A 22331-nucleotide genomic window follows, 5' to 3' on the forward strand; every position below is an offset into this window, starting at 1 on the left:
TTTAAGGTTCTTATTCCGACTTCGCCCAACGGTAAGAGGTCACTGATTTGCCCGGAACATCATAGGCAAAATGACGCTTACCGTCACTGAAGGTTATTTTCTTTGTCTTTTCGTTGTTGTTCATCAGTACAAAGGCATACGTCCCGTCCGGGTTCTCGAAAGCAGAATACATGATATTGCTGTCAGAATAACCTGTTGCACCGATACGCACGGCTCCCGGCTTCACAACGCTTGAAAGGTGGGCGATGATATAGTAGTGGGAGTTACGGATAATCGTCTTATAATCGCTGTTGCTAATATCTACCGCTCCATAACAAGTCTGGCAGCCGCCTTCACGGTTGGGGGCGCGGTCATTGTCAAGCATCAGGTTCCAGACGATAACGCCCTTACACCAGTTGTTAATCGTGCCCAATGCCACTTCTTTCATGTCTTCGAGCAGTCGTTTCGATAAATCACGCCCGCTGTTCCAAGTTCCGATAGAAGTTTCCGTAAACAGGAGTTCTTTGTCCGGATACGCCTTGTGTATATTCAGGAGTTCTTCACGGTCGCCGCCGTAATTGTGATAGGCTGCGCCTGCCAGGTATTGGGAAGCTTCTCCGTCTTCATACATTTTGCCGGGATAGTTCTTTTCCGATTCAATGTTGCTGTAATCATAATTATGGTCGTATGCATAAATCTTTGTAGACAGTCCGGCAGCAGCGAATTGGGGGCCGAGAGCAGTTTTCACAAAGTCCCTCTGTTCTTCCCAACTCATGTAGAGTGAAGCCGAGTTACCACGATTCAACGGTTCGTTCTGTGGAGTGACGGCATAAATATCAATTCCTTCGGCTTTGAATGCCTGTACCCATTTCACAAAATAAGTAGCATAATCCTGATAGTAAGCGGGATTTAACTGCCCGTTTGTCCAGGACGTAAGCGGGGTAAGGTCTGTCAGGCTCTTCACTTTCATCCATAGCGGGCACGTCCAGGGTGCAGCCATAATCTTAATGGAAGGGTTGATAGACAGAATCTCTTTCAGAACAGGCAGGATATAATTCTTTTCTTCGCTCTGCAAAGCAAAATTTTCAATGCCTTTGGTATCACAGCAAGTATATTCGCTCAATGAGAAGTCCGAACAACCGATGGAAATACGGATATAGCTAAAGCCGAAACCACTGTTATCAGAGAAGGTTTCCGTAAGAAAAGCATGACGGTCTGCCGGTTTCATTTGCAGTAGGTTAAAGCAGGTAGCGCCTGTGATAGCGGCTCCGAATCCGTCCATAGTCTGATACTGCTCCGCAGGGTTCAGAGTGATTGAAGTAGGTGCCAAGTTGTCTTTCGAACTGAAATTAACGGCATCACGAGCCAGGTCGCGGGTCAGACTGTTGGTTGTCGTATAAATGGTCACGTCTCCGGTCGGAACGGGCGCAACCGGTTTTTCCGCGTCGTCACTGTTGCTGCAAGCAGCCAATATGGTGAAGCATCCTAATAAGGTCAATGCTATATTTTTCATGTTAATCATATTTTTGAGTTTATATGTTTTTGAATTGAATTAATACCCCGGATTTTGCTGAATCTTATCGTTCGCATCAATGACCGATTGCGGGATAGGCAAGCGATAGGAAGTCTTGTCGAAAACGTAAACCTGTGCTTTTCGCCCGGAATCTTTGGCATACACCGCATTCATCACTTCTTCCACTTTATCCAGACGGACAAGGTCGAACCAGCGCTGTCCCTCGAAGACAAGTTCCAAACGGCGTTCTTTAAGCAGTGCGTTCAGCATAGCATCCTTATTAGAACGGGTGGAAACCGAAAGTGCTCCCAGTCCGGCACGCCCGCGAATCTCATCAATAATATCGGCAGCCGCATCCAAATCCGGCGTGTCCTGCATTATCAGTGCTTCCGCTTTCAGTAATAATACGTCGGCATAGCGGTATTTAATAATGCTGCTGTTTGCCGAACGGCATTTGTACATGAACGGGTAATTGTCCGACGGGTAGTAATTGCTCCATTGGCAGTCATAATAGACAACAGACTCTTTGAAACGGACTTCATCCCCTTCTTTCTTGAAGGCGTTAATCAGGTCGCGGGATGGCGTTACCCATTTTGCCCAAGTGAAGTTCGTATTCCAGTTCACCAAGTCACGACCAAACATCCACGAACACCAGTTTCCGGCTCCGGGAGTGAATTGGGCTTCCAGGATAGATTCTTTTGTATTGCGCATCTTCGCATCCGTTCCGGCATCATTCATTCCAAACAAATCACTGAAATCGTCCACAAGGTCGAATCCGTCGGCTTTTACTTCATCGCAGTACTGAATCACTTTTGCATAGTCGCGCAACGGCTTTTCCGCATAAATCTTTGCCAATAATGTACGGGCTACCGATTTGGTAAACAATGTCTTATTACCCGGCGTATTGTCCGGAGCATAAAGCACTGCGTCCAGCAAGTCCTTCTCAATCTGCTGATAGGCTTCAAGTTCCGTGTTCTGCTCCGGGAAATATTGTGGATATACATCATCAATATTTTCAGAGGTGATATCGTCCGCCACGGTGGTAATGACGGGGAAGTCTCCCCAAAGACGAACCATATCGAACATAACCATGGCACGGAATATCTTTGCTTCGGCTTTGTATTGTGCCCGTTCGGTGGTAGTCAACGAATTGTCGGTCACCAGATCGATGTTACAAATCAACTTGTTGGCACGGGCCACATCTTCCAGATAGCGGTTCCAGTCACGTTCCAATACAGAGTTGGAACCTTCAATGGAGTTATTCTCAAACGGGACTACTTCTGCTCCCGTAGTGCCGGCATAGGCATTATCCGCGTGAGAGTCTGATATCAGCAGCAAGTCCACATACCAGTGTTCCTGGCGGTCGCGCATCTGATTATAAAGCGTTGTAAGGTGGCTTTCAACCGCCGCTTTATCCTTGAACACAATCTTTGTACCATTGTCCGTTACTCCTTCCGTCACATCCGAATAAGTATCTAATGGCTCATAATTCAGTGAGCAGGAAGAAAGTCCCAACAGTAAACCGGATGTTAATCCGCAAAATAGATATTTTAGTTTCATAATCTTTCCTTTCATTAGAATTCAACATTTATACCAAACACGTATGACCTGCAATGCGGATACGTACCCCAGTCAATACCTTGTACCGTACCGCTATTTCCCCATTGGTTTACTTCCGGATCCATACCGGAGTAGCTGGTCCATGTCAGCAGGTTGCTGGCGGTGAAATAGGGTTGCAGGCGGGTGATGCCCCATTTCTTCAGAAGTTTGCCTTTGAAGTTGTAGGATAAGGAAACATCTTTCAGCCGCAGGTAACTACCGTCTTCCACGAAATAAGTGGAGTTGAGCAGCTTGAAATTGGCTTTAGGTACATCTGTTATCTGTCCGGGGATTTTCCAACGGTTCAGGACGCGGGTCGACTGGTTCTTGCCGTCGTACATACCTTCCGTTTCAATGCGCGAAGCGTTATAGATGTCGTTTCCGTAAGAGCCCTGGATAAAGATACTCAGGTTGAAGCCTTTCCAGGAAAATGTATTCGTCATACCGTAGGTGAAATCTGGGTTCGGGTCACCTATATAGGTACGGTCGGACGACGAAATCTTTCCGTCATTATTCAAGTCGCGATACATCAGTTCACCGGTTTCGGGGTCTACGCCGTCACTGATATAACCGTAGAAACCACCCAAAGCGCGTCCCGGCTCATTACGTACCACATAGTCATTGATTACGTCCGATGTTTTTGCGTCGTAATATACTTTTTGCAGTTCCAGTTTCGTTAGTTTATTACGGTTGAAAGAGATGTTGAAATCCGTATCCCAGGTAAAGGATCCGCCTCGGAAGTTCTTCGAGCTGATAGAAAGCTCGAAGCCTTTGTTCACCATCTCCCCCTCATTGCGGGCAATGGAAGTGGATGCGGCAGCACCGGCAGGCAGTGAGACGTTCATCAACATATTCTTGGTTTTCTTATAGTAATAGTCGGCATTGAAAGTCAGCCGTCCGTTCAGGATTGTCAAGTCCAGACCGATATTTGTCTGTGTAGTAGTCTCCCAGGTTAAATCGGATGTACGCAAGTTTGCCTGGCTGATAGTGGGGACGGCATTTGCATAGTCGGTCTTGTCCCCTTCCTCGCCTTTCTTGAACCATTCGATACGTCCGATATTGTAGCGTTGCAGGTAGGCATAATCCCCAATACCCGACTGGTTACCAGTCTGTCCCCAGCCACCACGCAGTTTCAAGTCATCAATCCATGTAAGGTTCTGCATGAACTTCTCTGAAGAGATACGCCATGCGGCAGAGAACGACGGGAATACTCCCCAACGATGGTCGGGATGCAGTTTGGAAGAGCCGTCGGCACGGAGATTGGCTGTCAGCAGATATTTACTGTCGAAATTATAGGCAACACGTCCGAAGAAAGACATGATTCCCCATTGTGAAGCGCCTGTTCCGGTGTTGTCCCATGATATTTTATTGGCAGCATTCAACGTCGGAATCTGGTCGCTGCGATAATGCGAACCGTTAATCCAACTGTTAGAATAATCAGAGTCCGTCCAAGATGAACCTGCCATCACTTCCAGCCCGTGCTTCTTGAAGTTCTTATTGTAAGTCAGTACATTGTCAAATGTCAGAACGGTGTTCATATTCCGGTTGTCCGAAGCCTCACCGTATTGGTTACGTCCCCAAGTGGTAGAGACAGGGTCGAGAAAAGTAGTGTTGACAGCATTACGGCGGTCAAAGGGAAGGGTGGACTTGAATTTCAAGTCGGGGGAAGGAGTCAGCAATACATTACCCGAAGCCAACAAGCGGGTCTCCTTATCCTTGTTGTTCTTTGCGCGTGCCATATTTTCCAACGGGTTGGTGATATTGCCCACACCATAAAAGTTATTATAGTATTGGTTGGGATTCAAGGCATCCCAAATAGGTGCGTAGGTCGGTGTATTGATAACCGCCAGGATGACGCCGCCGCGATTAGAACCGGTTCCCATGGCGCCACCGCCGTTGCTGGTATAATCCGAATAAGAGATGTTGGCACTCACGGTCAGCCATTTGCGAACCTGATTTTCGAGATTCACACGGAAGTTATAGCGTTTGTAGTAAGAGATGTCGAGTACTCCCTGTTCTTTCAGGTATCCGGCGGAAAGGTAATATTTCATTTTCTCGTTACCGTTGGATACGGCTACCTGGTAATTCTGTGTCTTTCCGGTCGTATAGGTTTCATCAAACCAATCTGTGCGGTCGGGCAATCCGTCCGGCAAGGAAACAAGCCCGATTTCGTCCTGCAACTCTTTGTACTGCGCAGAGTTCAGGGATTCTACCTTATCCGCTACTTTGTTCAATCCGAACTGAGCCGTCAGAGATACTTTCGCATTTCCTGTCGCACCGGCTTTGGTGGTAATCAGGATTACACCATTGGCAGCTCGGGAACCGTAGATAGAAGCCGAAGAAGCATCTTTCAGAATCTGCATACTCTCAATATCGTTCGGAGAAAGGAATTTGATGTTGTCTACGGGCACTCCGTCCACTACATACAGCGGGTCGTTACTACCATTCATCGAAGTCGTACCACGCACACGGATAGACATTTCACCACCCGGCGTACCATTAGGCTGAATCACCGACACACCGGCTGCCTTTCCCTGGATAGCCTGACCTGCCGATACGATAGGGCGCATATCCAGGTCTTTGGTGGATACGGAAGAGATAGCGGTAGTGACATCTTTCCGTTTCACTGAGCCATAACCAATCACCACCACTTCGTCAAGCACCTCATTGTCTTCCTGAAGCGTGACTTTCATCTGGCGGACTGCCTTCATCTCCTGCGACTTGTAACCCACATACGAGAATATCAGAATGGCATTTTGTTTCACATTTAACGTGAAGTTACCATCCAAATCGGTGATTGCTCCATTAGATGTACCTTTCTCCTGTACACTGACACCAATAAGCGGCTCTTTTTGGGCATCCATGACCTGACCGGACGCGGTAATTTGCTGTGCATTTGCACTCAAAGATAAAAACATTGCAAGGATAGCAAAGAAAATCTTGCGACTCCCCGAAAGGATTTTTCGCCTGTTCTTTTTCATGCGTACTAATTTAAAAGTTAATAATAAACGTTCGTCTGCAACGGAGCTTGTCCCATTGCTTTCGAAGCACAGGTCAAAAGTATAAAGAAATCGAGGTGAGCTCACGAAGAGGGGTCAATAAGTGGATTATCAAAAGATTCAACCCATTTATTACCAACGCATTACCTCTAGTTTACATCTCTAAAAAAGTGGATAGTTTACAGTTCCAATCAGCGGATTTTTCGTACTAAATCTTCAAAATCCTCTCGCGAACCACGAGCTTTATTCTTCACTTTCGCCCGGTAGTTATAAATTGTGTTCACCGAATAACGGAGAAATTCCGCAATCTGCGAACTGTCTTCAATGCCCAGGCGTATCAGGGCAAAGATTCGTAATTCGGTATTCAGCAACTCGTCTTTCTTCAGCACAATCCGTTCATTGTCCTGCAACAGATCATTGAACTTCTTCACAAAATCGGGGAAGAGATGCAAGAAAGCCGTATCAAAGTTAGCATAAAGTTCTTCCAGCTCTTCATCAAGCGCATCTTGTGAGCGCGTTATCTTTAACAGTTCCGCTATCTGTCCGGCGGATACTTTCTTGTTCACCATGCGGCGATAGGCATCCAAACGGTTGATATAGGTAGAGCATAGCTTGATGAAGCGGGCGATATATTCTTCCTTAATCTGGTTGGATTCCGAAAGTTCGATATTGGTAGCGGACAGGCAACTGTTCATCTGTCTCAACTCTTCATTCAATCCATTTAATTGCCCGTTAGCCACCTGGAGATGATTACGGGCGTCTGCCAGCTTCTTCATCTGGCGGTAAATATAGCCTAAAGCTACCATCAACAAGACCAGCAATGCGGTAATCAGCAGCAGATTCTGTTGCAAACGGTCGTTCTGTTTCTCAATCATGGCCTGATAGGTCTTGTCAATCAACGAAAGTACATCGGCGCTTTGCCAGCTACGCAGGCGGGCATTATAGAATTTGGTCGCATTCCAGGAAAAGCGCATACACTGATATGCACGTTCCATATCGCCATCCTCGTAAAGCAACTGCGCAAGCATCCATAACGATGCATGGTCTTTAATGGCAGAACGAATATCGGAAATGGCGGAAAGGCACAGGTTCTCTTTCTCGCCTTGCCTGTCATTGCTATATTTATAAATGAGAGAACGGTGATAAGTAACCAATGCATATTGCGGGGTATTGGGTTCGGCTTCTGCCAGACGGATGTCGTTTATCTTCAAGGCTTCCTCATACTGGTGACGGTCACGAAGCAGCGCTTCGTGCATCAGCAGGTATTCTTCGGATTCATGGGGTAATATAGCATACAAGGAGTCCTTATATGCCTGCGATATACTCCAGTAATGTCCCGAAAGTGTCTTATCCTGTGTATATACGCTCAGTTCACCATATACATGGTCAAAGCAGGTGTAATAATCGGGAATCAGACGGGGAGCTACTTCTCTCCGGTCTACGGATTCTAAAACATCAATAGATTCCGTGTACATTCCTGTCGAGGACAATAGTAATGAAAGTTGCAATTTACTTTCTATTCTGCGGTCGGTATCATGCAAGCGTTCTGCAATCCGGATATTTTCATTCAAATAATGGATTGCAGAATCGCAGATAAAGGCTTTGTATTCTTTGTATATCTGACTGTTCAGATTGTAATGTTCCGCAGAACTGGCTTCTATTCCGTGTACTAAATCTTTAAGATGCACGATGCGGGATTCACGTTGTACAACGTACTTTTCATGTTCCTGAATGGTCAAATCAAGCACACTGAGCAGCGAATCCAGGGTCTTGCCGGCCCAGGTATATAGTGGAAAAGAAAGAATCAAAAAGAATAACAGGTACTTTTTTTTCATCGGAGTATTACACTTTAATAGAAGATTACAAGACTAATAAAGACAAATGTAGAGAAAATCTTCGTATTCTAAAGTATAAAACAGACAGAAATTAAAAGTACACCTATATACCTATCCGCTAACTACCGCATATAAAGGCTGGTTACACTTTGCTTATCCTTAAAGAATAATTTAGCTTTCACCATAGCTGCCCCGCAAGCTACGGGAGCTTCCCAAAGTACTGATTCAACCGTTGGTTCCGTGCCATCCGTCGTATAACGTATCTGTCCGCCTGCGATAGGGGTATTGACGTACAGAAGTCCGTCTTTGACAGAGAGCCCGGGATGAGGCAAACGGAAGTTTACCCCTATCCGGCTCCAGTAAGACATTTCCTTCACACTGATTTTTTCATAGAACAGTGCCAAATCCCGGTCAAAGGCTTGTTGTTCCGCCACGCCGGAAAGGGCTTCCCAATCCGGGTGCGCATTCCAACCGCGTTCTACCAGTCCCATTACTTTCGGGAACATATAATATTCTACCCATTGAAATCCTCGAATCGTTTCGGCAAACAGTTGTGCCTGCACGCCTTTTATATTTTCCCTGCCTGATGCGGTCAGTGTTGTTTTTCCTTTTCCTGCGGCGCTTACATCGACCGGGTTGCCTGCCATGTCCGTACGGGAAGAACGGTAAACGTCATACGGAAGCATGGAGAATGCTTTGGACTCATCCACATATCCGCCCCAAAAATGTCCCGGTTCATCGGGATGGGCGTCATAAGCCAAATCCAGATAGAAGTTGTTCACGTTGCAGAGAATCACCGGATAGCCATTGTTGGCTATCTGATAAGGAATCTCGTCTTCTTTCCATTCAGGAACCGTTTTCCATGAGTTGATGCCGGCTGCATGCCGGGACAAATAGGCATGAGTCTCCGGTTTATGCTCCAAAGCTACTTCCTGCCAACCGTTAAAAGACAAGTTATACTGTTGCAGGCAGTCAACCACCCGGGTGATGAAATACTCGGCCAAGTCATGCGCCTTTGCCATTCCATGTTCTTCCATCAATGCCTGGCACAAAGGAGAACCCATCCACGCACCCCGCGCTACTTCGTCACCACCCAGGTGGATAGTAGTCAAAGGAACTTCGGCTTCCTTATACATCGCCACTATTTCCTGAATCACCTTTTCCATAAACCGATAGGTTGACGGCAAGGCTACATTCATTACATTATCCGTATAGGCTTGTGCGGAAATATAGCGGGAAGTGTCTTGCAAGTCACTCAAGAGATATTCCTTCGCTTTCTCCGGGTCAGTATCAATGTACTTATTATATCTTGCTTTCATCGAAACAATGGCTGCACGGGCATGGCCGGGAGATTCTATTTCAGGGATGACCTGTATATGCCTTTCCGCTGCATATTGCAGGAAATCAATAAATTCGGCACGGGTATAATAGCCGTTTCCCGTTGTAGCGGAAAAAGGGTCGTATCCACCGTTGTAGGCAGGGTATTGGCATTCCTGTTCATCGGTGGTATGTCCCCGTCGCGCACCGACTGTTGTCAGTTCTTCCAAGCCCGAAATTTCCAGGCGCCAGCCTTCATCGTCCGAGAAATGGAAATGGAGCACATTCAGTTTATAGGAAGAAAGAATATCTATGAGTTTCTTCAGATTATCAACTGTTGTGTAATTGCGGGCAATATCAATCATCTGTCCCCGGTATACTAAATCCGGATAGTCTTGGATAGACATTGCTTCCAGGCGTAACGGGCTGTCCTGCCCTTTCAGCAGTCCTAACAGAGTTTGAGTTCCATTAAAAACTCCGTGCGGAGTAGCAGCGTTGATTCTGATTTGCTGTCCGGCAATATGAAGTTCATAATATTCTTCATTTACTGCCTTTTTATCGTCCGTGAGATAATCAAGAACGATAGTCACCGGAGCTTCCGGTGCTATTTCCAGTCCGAACCATCCGGTCAGTTTCTCTTTCAGGAGCTTTGCTTCGTTTGCAAAATCGTCATGGAATGTCAAGGCAAGTTGCTTCTCCAATAAGATTTCCCCTTCGGCGGGAAGTACTTTCTTTACGGAAGGTATGATATCTGCCGAACGGAATTCCGAGGTACGTGCGTTCGCCAAACGAAGATTGGTGTCGTAAGTCTTTTGTGCGGCAGACTTTTGCCATTCTGTAACGGGTAATGGAATGGCATCCAACACCACAGGAAGCGGCTTTCCTTTGGATGCACCCGACCAGCTTACCCAATAAGCGCCTTCGGGTGCGTGCGAGTTCTTCGGCACTTCGCCGTCACACTTGAAAATCACTGTCAGGGAATCTCCCGGAGCTAATGAGGCAAAGCCCTCACCCGGATACATTTTAAAATAGGTAGCGTTTACCTGCTCTACTTTTACCAATGATGAAGCATTCGGCAGGATTTTACGGGGAAACTGCGAGTAGAAAATCTCCCAGTCCTTTCCTAAAGGAGCAGCGGAAATGTTCTTCAATACAAATGAGTTCTCATAATATTTGCCGTTTTCATCGTAATTTCCCATTTCCCAGGTCAGAGATACCGGAGCTTTGGAATCATCCGCTGATTTACAACCGCCCGCCATGAGTAAGACACACAGCCATCCCGCCAATAAAGAAAATCGTATATCGTTCATAAGTTTCGTTTCTTGGTGATTAGTCATGCCATCCTTTGCTTCTCAGATAATCGAGCATGTAAGCCGGAGCGTCTGTTTGCAGGATTCTTGCTCCTAATGTATTAATGAGATATCCATAGCTTGCGTCCGGGTCTTTTTTCGCGAATTCATCGTCATGTCCTCCCGCTAAAGAAGCCCATAAGGTATTATACCAAATCAGGCTCTTTCCCGCCAGTCGGCGTTCCATCCTGACAGGTACTGTGCTCGAAGGATTCCGGTAGCACAATTCAAAAGCAACGGGATGCAACTGCTCCATATAGTCCTCGATAACTTTTACCGATTTCTCATCGTCAATCGTTACGACGGGCATATAGATTACTTTATCCAGGTAAGAGCCGAATTCACGTTTCACCGTCTCTACCGGATGACCACCTTTCATAATAACTAAATCGGCAGTGCCGGTTTTCTCCAATATAGCATATACATCATCAAAGATGTTGTAAGCCTTGTCCAGATTCACCATGATTTGACCTTTGGCGGCCAATAATGCTTCTTCTAAAGTGGGAACGGTATATTCCGTCAGCCGGCCGTCTTTATCCTTCAACCGGAGTTGCTTGATTTCAGCCAATGTCTTATCCTTCACTTTGCCTGTACCATTGGTGGTGCGGTCTATCGTATCGTCATGCATCAGTACTAATTGTCCGTCTTTCGTCTTACGGATATCTATCTCCACAATGTCGACTTTCATCTGGATAGCACTGTCGATGGCTGCCACGGAGTTTTCGGGGGCAATACTCCAATTTCCACGATGCGCCACCACCAATACTTTGTCCAGGCGCGGATTCAACACATCTTTACGAATAGCTTCCGCCCGTTGTGCAGCCAGGAAACCCGGCTGCAAACAGAACAGTAACAAAAGCACAATGAACTTGCTTTTCTTCATATCTTTCATCAGTTATTTAATTTTCTTACTTAATTATATTCAACGTTCTACCTTTTTATTGCAGAACTACTTTTATGCTGCAATTACAATCCGGCATCATAAGCTCCGGGCTGCATCTTGTTTGCATTACGAATTGCTCCACGCTGGTCTACGCCAAAGCCTTCTTCACCCACCCAATCTACAAATTGCTGTCCCACAGTCACATCGAAAGACTTCACCGCGTCAATAACAGCCTGTCGGGTTGCAAATTCGTCAATAATACTAGCCACAGTCCATTGGTAAACACCGTCAGTCAACGAAGCAGCCGGAAGAGTTTGAGATGAATAGTCCGTATCGGTACCGATAGCCCCCCAATTGGGATCTGCCGCCTGATATACGTTGTATCCTTTGGAAGTTATATTACCGGCATAAATTGTCTTGGTTCCTGCTCCTTTGACGAAAAGGGAGTTGACTATAAGAGAAGCCCCCTTTCCTGCACGGAATACTCCGTTAGGATTGCCCGAATTACCAACAATCGTGGTATTGGAAAGCATAAAGCGAGCATCTCCGTTGACAGTAATACTATTCTTACTTGTACCCGTAGTGCCAAGTACAGTTGTATTATTCATACAAATATACCCATTTCCAGCATGTATAGCAGTACCCCAGGCTTCCGATGCATAATTTTCACGCAAAAGGCAATTGTTCATAAATAATAGAGGAGTATTATTATTACCTACCAGAATAGCTCCACCTCGATTATTTGCCCAATTGTCTACAAGTTCTACACATTCCAAGAAAACATCTCCATTGGCTATCTTGATAGCCGAACCTGCATCAGAAGCACCTTTGCGGTTGAAGTTCTTCACAACACAATTTTTCAATTGCAGGCTGGCGTTGCCTTGACCTGCCGCCGCATAAAAACCATTCACATTTCCTTTATCACCTTGCTTATATTGTCCGTCAAAAGTACAACCGTCGAAAGTTATATCTATTTGGTTTCCAAGACAAAACATTGCGTCAGTTGTAGCAGATGCATTACTGCCCGTATTCCTGACAAAAGCAGTCGTATATTTGCCGGTGTCACGTTTCGTCAGGTCAGTTCCCGTACTCGCAGGGTCATATCCGCCTTCAACCGTTATTTCCACTTGTTTGCTGTAACCACTATATTCTATCTTCACGCCAGAGTTTTCTTTCGCTATCTCATAAGAGCCTGCGGCTACATAAATCTTCTTGCCATCCAGTTTGACAGCATTAGCATTGGAAACAGCACTGTTGCCATTCGTTTGCAACAAATTACGTAGCGCATCCACTCCCATGGCATTGTCCCAATCCATACCGGTTGCATTTCCGGCCGGCTGTTCTTTCACATAGTAGGCTGCAAACTGTAATTCTTCCGCGTCTCCACCCTGGATAGTACCGCTATCCCACGGGGAAACAATCGGTTCACTGATTGATATTACCGAGCCTTCCACCTTCAGGGTGAACTCATAACACTTTCCGGGTTGCAGTTCCGGGATGCCGGGCATCACCAAGTCCTCACCGAGATAATTCAAAGAGACGAATGTAGCGGTTGTCTCCGCTTTGCCGGGAGCTACAATAGCCGTATAGCTGCAACCGTTCTGTCCCGCCTTGCCGCCTTCGGGAATGGTGATGAACGGTGATATCAAAGAAGTACCCGATACCACTTCCCCATTCATATAGCCTTGATAAGAGCCTATTTTCACTCCTTGCACCTTACCTTGTCCGCTTACATCCGCCAGTGTCATAATGACTTTCGCCATTTTCCGGTTCATACCTAGGCGAAGGATACGGGAACCGTCGTCGGTGGCATTCGCCACAGTACAAGTCATATAATCGGCGTTTGCCAGGTTCTCCAGGCGTTGCTGATTGGCGGGAAGTGTAAAATTGAGCGTGCTTGCCCCGTTCACTACCGGATAAAAGGCAGAGTAAGTAACAGGTTCCGCTCCCCATCTCAAATAGTAGTTATCGGTCGGTGTCCATTTACCGCCGGAGAGCGCATAAGTCAGATACCCGTCTTCACAAGTCAACTGGATTTGGTCACCTTCATTAAATTGCTTCTGCTGTTCTCCCGCCGCACCGGGATTGCTACGGGTGAAAGCCGTATTAATGGCAGCTTCAATCTGAATAGCACCGGAATCTTCACCGTACACTGCAATATCCTTATCTGTATCACAAGCTGCCATACCCGTCAGGATGCATGCAGCCATTATCAGTTTTGTAATCTTCATAGTTTATCTCCTCCTTCTTTAATTCCGGTCGACAAGCTGACCGGTTGCCCAATCTCTGGCTACCATGGCAGCCAATCGCGCAGTTGTATTTACATTGAGAGTCAAGGTATGTTCCACTCCTTTTTCCAGTTCGACGGCTGCCTTGGCAGTCCATATATACAGTTTCCCGTCGTAGCTGAAGTTGATGGAGAAACCTTCCGCTATCGTTTGCGGGGGTAGGATACATTCGCAATACTCCGTTCCTTTATAGGGAGCCACAGTGGCTACTGCCGCATCCGCCGCAGGAACAACTACCGGAGCTGCTGCCGACAAATCACAAGTGCCGTTAACGACAGCCCCGTTGACAGCCATGTCTCCCAACTTACCCATATCGGCATCCGCCGTTCCATTGACAGTGAGTTTAATAATCAGCTTGCTCATGGCATGATTTAAGGAGATTTTCAGCTTTCCATCGGCAGTCAAATCCTTCTCCGGGTCGATTGTCTCTTTCATCAACAGAAAATCGGATGCCATCACATTCGCTTCTGCCGACTGATTGGTCAGTGCGTTCACCGCTAACGGAGCGTCCGGAGTGGCTTCACCCGTGTAAGGCGCATAGGCTATCATCATTACAGGCGTTCTTTCCGTATCCCAAAGCATTTGTTGCCCGTCAGACGTATTCCAGGTGTTTCCTGAGCCAACCATTTGTTTATGGTAGTTATAAGCGGCGTTTTCACTGTTCCGAATCATTAATCCGAAGCGTTCCAGATTCGTTGCGTCATATCCTGCACGCGACAGAGGTTCATTCACTTCTGTTATAACGCTGATTACCCGTTCTCCGGGGAAAGTACCCGTCGGCAGCGATTCATCCTCGTTATTGGAGCATCCGGCCAGTCCGATGCCCAAAGCTAGTATATAAAATATCTTTTTCATGTTACAGTCGTTTTACAGTTTAATTCGCCAGAACGGCATCATAAGCGCCAGCCTGCATCTTGTCGGCATTACGGGTCACTCCACGCTGGTCTACTCCGAAAGCATCCTCACCAACCCACTCTACAAACGCTTCTCCCAGATTAACAATGGGCGAAGCTACCGGATTGAAACTTTTTGCCACCTCTATCACCGCCTGCTTCGTGGCATATCCTTTTACCGTACCAAGCTGGTTGATGTCCCATACATAAACGCCTTCCTCATTCAGCGTGCCGTTCACAGGATTGGGATAAGCCGTATCAAGCGTACTCATCGTAATGCCTATGACGCGTTGATAGACGTTATAGCCTTTTGATGAAGCTTCTTTATTGCTTCCGTTCAGATTGAAACTTGGAGCAGAAGGATTTTCGGTAATCAAAAGGTTATTGATAAACTTCGTATCCCCACCAATTCCTGTCTCGCAACGGACAGCCCCATGGCTATCACTTCCATTTCCCACAATCGTACTATTGACAAGCAAGAAACTTCCCCCACCATTCAAGGCAGCACCCGTACCTTCATTCTCTATAATCGTAGTATTGTTCATGCAGATATGCCCTTCCGACATCTGAATTCCATTGCCCCATGAACCCGAATGGGAATTACCTTTCAGCAAACTATTATTCATTAATGCCACAGCAGTCTTACTATTACAACGCACAGCTCCTCCACGACCTACCGACGTATTATCCAGAAGCTTTACATTATTCAGCCGGACTTGTCCCGACAGGATGAAGACAGCCGCTCCCCCTTGTTTAAGAGAAGTCGTCACTGTCGATTTACAATCCCTGATTACACAGTCAGTCAGTTCAACGGAAGTATCGCCCGCGCTGCCGCTTACATAAATACCACTTCCGCATTCGGTGGTACTCGCGTCCGCTTCGGATACATATCCATACTGGAAAGTGACTCCCTCAATGCCGATAATCCCTTTCTTGACCAACAGCAATCCACAGTCTCCCGCATCCGCCTGCTTATTTCCGTTCACATCGCCACTGATAATCGTTGCATACGTGTCTATATCCCGTTCCGAAACGTCCGTTCCTTCGCTAAACTGGCTATATCCGCCTTTAACCGCTTTCACATTCTTGCGGATAATCACGCCAAGCCCGCTCTCTTCGGACATCACATATTTGCCCTGGCTCATATAAATAGTGCTCTTGGAAAGGTCGACAGAGCCGCTCAACAGTTTGCGGAAACCTGCCGCGTCCATCGCCTGCTCCCAGGAACTACCGTCCATATCACCCTCACCGAACTGGGTTACAAAGTAACTTTCCAACCCTTTCTGCATAATCACTTCTTCGTCCAAATCATCGTCATAATCAGTCATCATAGGCGGGTCTATCATCTCATAATCTTCCTGGCATCCTTGTGCCAACAGAATAATGAAAGCCAACATACACAGCTTTGATATTATAAATAAACTATTTTTCATTTTCTTTCTTTTTTAACTTGTACATTAGATAAGAATAATCGCAAATCTGCCGATTTCATCGGGCAATATCAGGATAACCCGGATTCTGTTTCAGATATTCGTTCTGCTCCAGTTGGGTCTGCGACAAGGGGAACAACTCATAATGCTTGTCCGCGTCCCGTGGCTTGTCCCACCATGCCTCCTGATATCTGCCGAAACGAATCAGGTCTGTACGCCGGCGGCTCTCCGCCAGGAATTCACGTCCCCATTCATCAAGCATTTCTTTCAGGTCGAGCACGACATTGCCTTCCGGCTGATAAGCGATATTGGCGTTAAAGTTCTCATAGTTGCGCTTACGCACGCTGTTCAGCAGCTTGCCCGCTTCGCCTGCCTGTCCTTGCCGGAGCAGAGCCTCAGCCTGCGAATAGATAATCTCCGCCAGACGTATCTCCGTATAGTCGGACTCGATATAATAGCCTCCGGTGAACGGATAGAACGGGTACTTCACACAATAGAGCCCGGAGTTAAAATCTCCATTACCCAATATCGACTCCTTATAAGCCGGATTGGAAATATAGCCGGACTCTGCGTTTCCCTCGAAACGTCCTACCTGGTCACGCAGGTAAATCACATATTGATTATCCGGATTCTTGGCATATCCCCCACTAACTGCGGAATTTGGAATCTTACCTTCAAGGAAGAACATGCCTTCGCGTGTATTGTTACCGGTATTTGTATATTGCTTATACCGTATATCTCCCTGATATTTGGCAAACTTCCGGGTAACCATTCCCAATCCATAGTCAAACAGTTCACGCGGTTGCTGGTTGTCATAGCTCGGTGAAAGCGCGTATTTCGGATTCCGTTCGCCATTTCCTTCTATCTTCAGGTAATAGGCGCTGCCGTAAGGCAAGCCGCGCCCGTAGACCGTTCTCCTGTCATTTTGCAGATGCCAACTAGTAAGTCCGTAAGAACCGGGGAAACCGAAAATCACTTCATTACACGTTTCGTTGTTCCAGTCAAAAGGTTCGTACCAATTATCCGCAATCGCATAATGCCCGAATTCTCCGCCGGTGATACGCTTGCACATGTCGATACATTCCTGCCATTTGGCCTGCCCAATCCACACTTCTGCATTCAAATAGAGACGGACTAGCAAAGAGGCGGCGGCAGCTTTCGTAAATTGCCCTTGTTGCGCGCCATTGCCGGACTGCCCGCTCTTGGAAGGCAGAGCTGCAAGACAGTAGTCTTTCAGTTCACTTTCGATGAAATCGAATAGTACCTGCGGTTCTACCTGTTTCCGGTTTTCCGGCAGTTCATTTACTGCCTGGTCGGATGTAGTAGTGAGGATGCAGTTACGATGTGTATTCAGCAGACGGAGATATCCCCAGGCACGCATACAGCGCAATTGTGCCTTGAAACTTTCAAATTCATTGTCACTCAAGCCAAAAGAGGACGGGTTCAACTGGTTCAAGTCATCCAGTACCATATTACATTGGGCAATGCCTACGTAAAAGTTTTCCCATTCACTCAACCAGTCGCCCTGATTGATGTCATCGTATTGATGGCGGTGATACATTTCCCACAGACCGCCGTCGTACCACCAAGTGCCACGGGTAGGTGTAATCAACTGGTCGGCGGGCAATTCCTCATTCTCATGGCGTATCCAGATACAGCAGTACATATGTTCGAAGGGGCGGAAGACGGCATTGATAACATCCTGTTTCGTATTGTAATAGTTCTTGGACATCACTTGGTCGTACACCGTTTCCGACAGGTCGGTACAGGACGGCAAACCCAGCACAGCGCCCGCCATCATACCCAATCCTATGATATATTTTGTCATTTTCATAATCGTTCCTTTTTTTAAAAACTTACTTGCAAACCTAAAATAAACTGGAAGGCAGACGGATAGTAGTTGTATCCTCCTCCGAAAGTACCCGGCGTCAATCCGTTCACTTCGTATGTAGAGGGGTCTACACCGGTGAACTTCGTGAATGTATAAAGATTGTTGGCTGTGCCGAACAGGCGTATCTTTTGGATATACTTTTTATTCAGGTTCATCGTATATCCCAAAGTGATATTGTCTATCTTCAGGTAATCACCCGGCTCGATGAAATAGTCGGTAATCACGTTCTTGCCGGTCGTGATATGCGCATTCTTCGAATAAGCGGTCGTCAACTGATTGGTGCTCATGCTCTGCAATCCGAAATAGAAATCGTGCACGTTGAATATATCGAATCCGGCAGCGCCACGAAGGGCAACGGTCAGGTCAAAGTTCTTGTAAGTGAAGTTGTGCGTCATAGAACCAGTGAATTTCGGCAAGCCGTTTCCGGTCACTGCCTTGTCTTCTTCCGTTCCTTGAGCCACCGGAATGACATTTCCTTTCTTGTCATAAATCAGCCAGTCACCCTTTTTGTCTACCCCGGCATAGCGGTAGGTGTAGTAGTTACCGATGCGTTCTCCCTCTTCAATCCGTTGCAAGTATCCCGGATTGTTGGGATTCGCCATGTTGCAGGTCGAGTAATATTTCTGCCCTTTGTACACGTCGTTTGAGAAGCTGACAAACTTGTTATTATTGGTAGCTCCCACCAATGTGAAGCTATAACTGAAGTCTTTTGTACGGACTGCATTCACCGTTATGTCAAGCTCGAAACCTGTGTTGCGGAGTGTGCCCACATTGGCATAAATAGTGGTAAACAAGTTGGGCGGAACGGATACGGAGTAGCTACCCAGCAAATCGCTCTGTTTACGGTGGAAATAGTTCAAAGAACCGGTCACTTTGTGCTTGAAGAGTGAGAAGTCCAGACCGATATTCTGATTATGCCCCTTTTCCCAACGGAGTTCCGAGTTTACGTTCTTGCTCGGCCCCCATACGTGGAAGTTGTTGCCGTTATACTGATACCAGCCATATGCCTTATAAGTAGCCAAAGACTGATAGTTTCCTATTTCCTGATTACCGGTGACACCGTAGTCATAACGTACTTTCAGGTCATCAAGCCAGGATAGTCCTTTCATAAATTTCTCGTCAGAGATACGCCATCCTACGGATACTGCGGGGAAATTACCCCATTTATGATTCTCGCCGAAACGGGAAGAACCTTCATGACGCAGGGAGAAAGTGAACAGGTAGCGTTCTTTCCAGTCGTAGTTGACACGTCCGAAGAAGCTGATTAGCTTATGGTCGTTCTTGTAAGAGCTCATCATTGTTTTTCCTTCTTTCGCCGCTTCCAGGCCGGAACCGAGATTGTTGTACATCAAGCCATCGGAAGAGAAGTCCCAGTTTTCCGCGCCCATGCCCGAACTTACACCGTAGTTATAGCTATATCCTACCATTGCACGGATTTGGTGGTCTTTGATGCGGGTAGAGAAGTTGGTCACCCACTCCAGGTTGTTGCTGGTGCTCTTGTCAAAGTCACGGCTTGCTTTTCCGGCAACGCTTGAGTTGACATTAGGGCCATAGGTGGACGGGGTGAACCATCCGTTGAACTTATCGACCTGGTATTGTGAAAGGGTCACCTGTGATTTCAGCACCATATTCGGGTTCTTCGGATTGAATAGGGGAAGCAGATTGACGGCAGCCGTAGCATTCCACTCCAACAGTTTGATTTCCGTTCCGTTCTCTTCCTCGTTCAGTTGCTCGACGATATTGGAACTGTCTCCTCCGGAAGGGAAACGATAGTAGCCATTGGCGGATTCGGAATCGTAAATAGGCATGGTCGGGTTATTCTTGATAACACTGCCATAGACGCTTGCCGATTTGTTCCGGTCGATTACGCGCGGAGTCATGTTGGCGGAGAATGTGAACAGACCGTCTTTCGTTGTGTGGCTGATAGTGGCACGTGCACCGTATTCCCGGCGGTCTGAACGCAGGTCGATACCTTGTGCCTTGCGGTAGTCGGCAGTCACACGATAGTTGGTTCTCGCGTTTCCACCGGAGAAAGTCAATGTATGCATATGCGTCACACCCAGGCGGGTAACGGCATCGAACCAGTCTGTGGTAGCTCCCATATCGGAAAGCGGATTGGATACGGTGCGGTAGGCACGATATTCTTCGGCGTTCATTATATCCAGTTCTTTCTTCGCCTTGTTGAAAGTAACGGCGGTGCTATATGTAGTATGCACTTCCCCGTCTCTTGTTCCTTTCTTCAGGTTTACCAGGATGACACCGTTACTCCCCCGTGTACCGTAGATAGCAGAAGCCGCACCGTCTTTCAATACGTCGATAGATTCGATATCGGCCGGATTGATATTCGTCATATCACCGCCCGGCACTCCGTCAACAACAATCAACGGGCCCAGGCCGGCATTACGTGAAGATATACCACGAATCTGAATGCTTCCCGTACTGTTCGGATCGGCCAAAGCCGTATTTGAAACGGATACACTGGATACCTTGCCTTGCAGGAGCATGGAAGCATCAAGACTGGAAATCTGATTAAGGTCTTTAGCACCTACGTGCGAAATAGCCGAAGTCATTTCTTTCCTTTTCATCGTGCCGTAACCTATTACCACTACTTCATTCAAAGCGGTCGATTCTTCCTTCAACACGATTCTCAATGACTGGCGGTCTTTGATGGCTACTTCCTGTGTTTCGTATCCGATATAAGACACTTTCAAGCGACCGTTCTGCGGGGCATTCACACTGAATTTTCCTTCTATATTGGTTATCGCTCCTTGTTTCGTCTCTACAACCACCACCGAAGCACCGATGACAGGCTCGCCCTTCTCGTCGATGACCGTACCGGATATTTTACGTTCCTGCTGCGCTTCCCACGAAGCTCCCCTTGCCTGGATACCGGAAAACAGCATCAGCAATATACCTAACAGACAGGTACACATTTTGCAATGAATATTTCTCATAAATAGATGATTTTAATAGTAAATGATAAAGTTAACGCAGTCCTCTTGTCTGCAAGGCCGGAATTAACAAGTCCGGTACATCCGTCTGTATCATACATACCATCGGATAGATTTGCAGGAGTTCATCCAGATAGTCCTCGTTCAGTGTCCATTCGGATACACTGCTGCCGCTTGCAGGAAGCATATTCACGGTAGCCAGCATTCCATCGTTGATGGAACTTCCCAACGGAGTACTTTTCCCGTTTGTCAGGTAGCTGTATTGCACGAAGTAGTTACCCGGCAGTCCCATCATCGGTTTGTGGTTGCCCGTCCACGTATAGACGTGCGCTTTGGCTGTAATTCCCAGCACTTCTTCCGCTTTCTGCGCGCTGTTACAGTAGAAGAATACGGACTCCATCATGTCAAGTTTCATCACGATGTCCACTACCTGTTGGGAAGAAGCCGTACGCGGGGAATAATCGAGGTTGTAGTAGATTCTGCCACGTCCCGCTTTCAGGAACTCTTCAAGGGTGGGCATCTTTTCATCGGTTACCCGACCGTTCCGGTCTTTCAGGTTGTACTTTTGTAATTCCGCGTAGGTCATTTTTGTGATGTCGCCCGTACCGTTCGTGGTGGCATTGATTGTCTGGTCATGGCATACCACTACCACTCCGTCACTTGTCACGTGGGTATCGCACTCTATCACTTCCGCTCCCGACTCAATGGCATCTTCTACGGAAGATACCGAGTTTTCGGGGATAGTACGGTCGGTGGTATGCGCACGGTGTGTCATCACCCATACCTTCTTGTTCGACGGTTCCCTGAATTGCTTCATCGCTTCCGTCAGTGCCAACAGATTATAAATACGGATTCTTTTCTGTACCTCATACTGACCTGCCGTGACGTGCATGGTATAGTCGCCACTTTGGGTATAGGCATGAGTAATGAGGGTAGCTGCTTTCCCCTCTTTCACCGTCCCGTCACCAAAATCGACAGTAATATCGGTATTTCCATCAATGTTGTTAAACTTGACCTCCACCACCTCTTTCAACATGGCGCGAGTACTTGTTTGCAGGTAAGGGTTCTTTTTCACAGAATCATCGTCAGAGCAGGCGATACAGACTATTCCGCATACGCATAGAATAGCCCAACACCATAACCAGCTCGCAAGCTGACGTTTCATTCTTCTTCCTTTTTCCGGTATGGAAAAATGCAACAAATCATTTTTCATGTGTGTTTTTATAAAGGTTAATAAAAAAAGAAGTTCCCGGGGCGGAATATGTTAGTTCCGCTCGGTTATGACAAAAATAGATGGAAATGCTACGATAAAAAATAGCAAAGGGAATATAAGTGGATATTCACAATATCCCCCAAAAGGCAATTATTTGATAAACAATACATTAAATTACATTATGCCCGTAT

General features: G+C 46.8%; 12 protein-coding genes. All 12 read right to left on the reverse strand.

Going from position 1 to position 22331, the window contains the following annotated elements; genetic code table 11:
• Positions 1–10: 10 nt before the first annotated feature.
• The 12 genes from BQ7997_RS13865 to BQ7997_RS13920 all read right to left on the reverse strand — a co-directional run bounded on the left by BQ7997_RS13865 (position 11) and on the right by BQ7997_RS13920 (position 22140).
• Positions 11–1501 carry a glycoside hydrolase family 30 protein gene (locus BQ7997_RS13865; RefSeq protein WP_073346929.1) on the reverse strand — a complete coding sequence of 497 codons (1491 nt, stop codon included), beginning with the start codon at positions 1499–1501 and terminating at the stop codon, positions 11–13.
• Positions 1502–1531: 30 nt separating this feature from the next.
• Complete coding sequence (locus BQ7997_RS13870; protein ID WP_083589240.1) at positions 1532–3067, reverse strand: RagB/SusD family nutrient uptake outer membrane protein; 1536 nt, start codon at positions 3065–3067, stop codon at positions 1532–1534.
• On the reverse strand, positions 3067–6072 hold the full coding sequence (locus tag BQ7997_RS13875; RefSeq protein ID WP_073346930.1) for a SusC/RagA family TonB-linked outer membrane protein: 3006 nt from the start codon (positions 6070–6072) through the stop codon (positions 3067–3069). Before BQ7997_RS13875 ends, BQ7997_RS13870 begins: the two co-directional genes overlap by 1 nt.
• 209 nt (positions 6073–6281) lie before the next feature.
• Positions 6282–7925, reverse strand: a complete 1644-nt coding sequence (locus BQ7997_RS13880) for a DUF6377 domain-containing protein (protein ID WP_073346931.1) — start codon at positions 7923–7925, stop codon at positions 6282–6284.
• A gap of 122 nt (positions 7926–8047) precedes the next feature.
• On the reverse strand, positions 8048–10552 hold the full coding sequence (locus BQ7997_RS13885; RefSeq protein WP_073347425.1) for a family 20 glycosylhydrolase: 2505 nt from the start codon (positions 10550–10552) through the stop codon (positions 8048–8050).
• A 19-nt stretch (positions 10553–10571) separates the two neighbouring features.
• Complete coding sequence (locus BQ7997_RS13890; RefSeq protein ID WP_073347426.1) at positions 10572–11474, reverse strand: glycerophosphodiester phosphodiesterase family protein; 903 nt, start codon at positions 11472–11474, stop codon at positions 10572–10574.
• Between the two features lie 83 nt (positions 11475–11557).
• Positions 11558–13705 (reverse strand): fimbrillin family protein, encoded by a 2148-nt coding sequence (locus tag BQ7997_RS13895; RefSeq protein ID WP_073346932.1) that lies wholly within the window; start codon positions 13703–13705, stop codon positions 11558–11560.
• 18 nt (positions 13706–13723) lie between these two features.
• Positions 13724–14617, reverse strand: a complete 894-nt coding sequence (locus BQ7997_RS13900) for a fimbrillin family protein (protein WP_073346933.1) — start codon at positions 14615–14617, stop codon at positions 13724–13726.
• A gap of 19 nt (positions 14618–14636) precedes the next feature.
• Complete coding sequence (locus BQ7997_RS13905; protein WP_073346934.1) at positions 14637–16088, reverse strand: hypothetical protein; 1452 nt, start codon at positions 16086–16088, stop codon at positions 14637–14639.
• A gap of 55 nt (positions 16089–16143) precedes the next feature.
• The gene (locus BQ7997_RS13910) at positions 16144–17919 is read right to left on the reverse strand and encodes a RagB/SusD family nutrient uptake outer membrane protein (RefSeq protein WP_073346935.1); all 1776 of its coding nucleotides are present in this window, start codon (positions 17917–17919) and stop codon (positions 16144–16146) included.
• Positions 17920–17933: 14 nt separating this feature from the next.
• Positions 17934–20930 (reverse strand): SusC/RagA family TonB-linked outer membrane protein, encoded by a 2997-nt coding sequence (locus BQ7997_RS13915; RefSeq protein ID WP_022137084.1) that lies wholly within the window; start codon positions 20928–20930, stop codon positions 17934–17936.
• A 31-nt stretch (positions 20931–20961) separates the two neighbouring features.
• On the reverse strand, positions 20962–22140 hold the full coding sequence (locus BQ7997_RS13920; protein WP_044653999.1) for a glycerophosphodiester phosphodiesterase family protein: 1179 nt from the start codon (positions 22138–22140) through the stop codon (positions 20962–20964).
• Positions 22141–22331: the final 191 nt, after the last annotated feature.

It is taken from the genome of Bacteroides congonensis, assembly GCF_900130125.1.
In the GTDB taxonomy this organism is placed as follows: domain Bacteria; phylum Bacteroidota; class Bacteroidia; order Bacteroidales; family Bacteroidaceae; genus Bacteroides; species Bacteroides congonensis.

Coding starts and splice junctions, on each gene's coding strand:
- BQ7997_RS13865 (WP_073346929.1), bottom strand. CDS start 1,501: ATGATTAACATGAAAAATATAGCATTGACCTTATTAGGATGCTTCACC.
- BQ7997_RS13885 (WP_073347425.1), bottom strand. CDS start 10,552: ATGAACGATATACGATTTTCTTTATTGGCGGGATGGCTGTGTGTCTTA.
- BQ7997_RS13900 (WP_073346933.1), bottom strand. CDS start 14,617: ATGAAAAAGATATTTTATATACTAGCTTTGGGCATCGGACTGGCCGGA.
- BQ7997_RS13910 (WP_073346935.1), bottom strand. CDS start 17,919: ATGAAAATGACAAAATATATCATAGGATTGGGTATGATGGCGGGCGCT.
- BQ7997_RS13875 (WP_073346930.1), bottom strand. CDS start 6,072: ATGAAAAAGAACAGGCGAAAAATCCTTTCGGGGAGTCGCAAGATTTTC.
- BQ7997_RS13915 (WP_022137084.1), bottom strand. CDS start 20,930: ATGAGAAATATTCATTGCAAAATGTGTACCTGTCTGTTAGGTATATTG.
- BQ7997_RS13920 (WP_044653999.1), bottom strand. CDS start 22,140: ATGAAAAATGATTTGTTGCATTTTTCCATACCGGAAAAAGGAAGAAGA.
- BQ7997_RS13880 (WP_073346931.1), bottom strand. CDS start 7,925: ATGAAAAAAAAGTACCTGTTATTCTTTTTGATTCTTTCTTTTCCACTA.
- BQ7997_RS13895 (WP_073346932.1), bottom strand. CDS start 13,705: ATGAAGATTACAAAACTGATAATGGCTGCATGCATCCTGACGGGTATG.
- BQ7997_RS13905 (WP_073346934.1), bottom strand. CDS start 16,088: ATGAAAAATAGTTTATTTATAATATCAAAGCTGTGTATGTTGGCTTTC.
- BQ7997_RS13890 (WP_073347426.1), bottom strand. CDS start 11,474: ATGAAGAAAAGCAAGTTCATTGTGCTTTTGTTACTGTTCTGTTTGCAG.
- BQ7997_RS13870 (WP_083589240.1), bottom strand. CDS start 3,067: ATGAAAGGAAAGATTATGAAACTAAAATATCTATTTTGCGGATTAACA.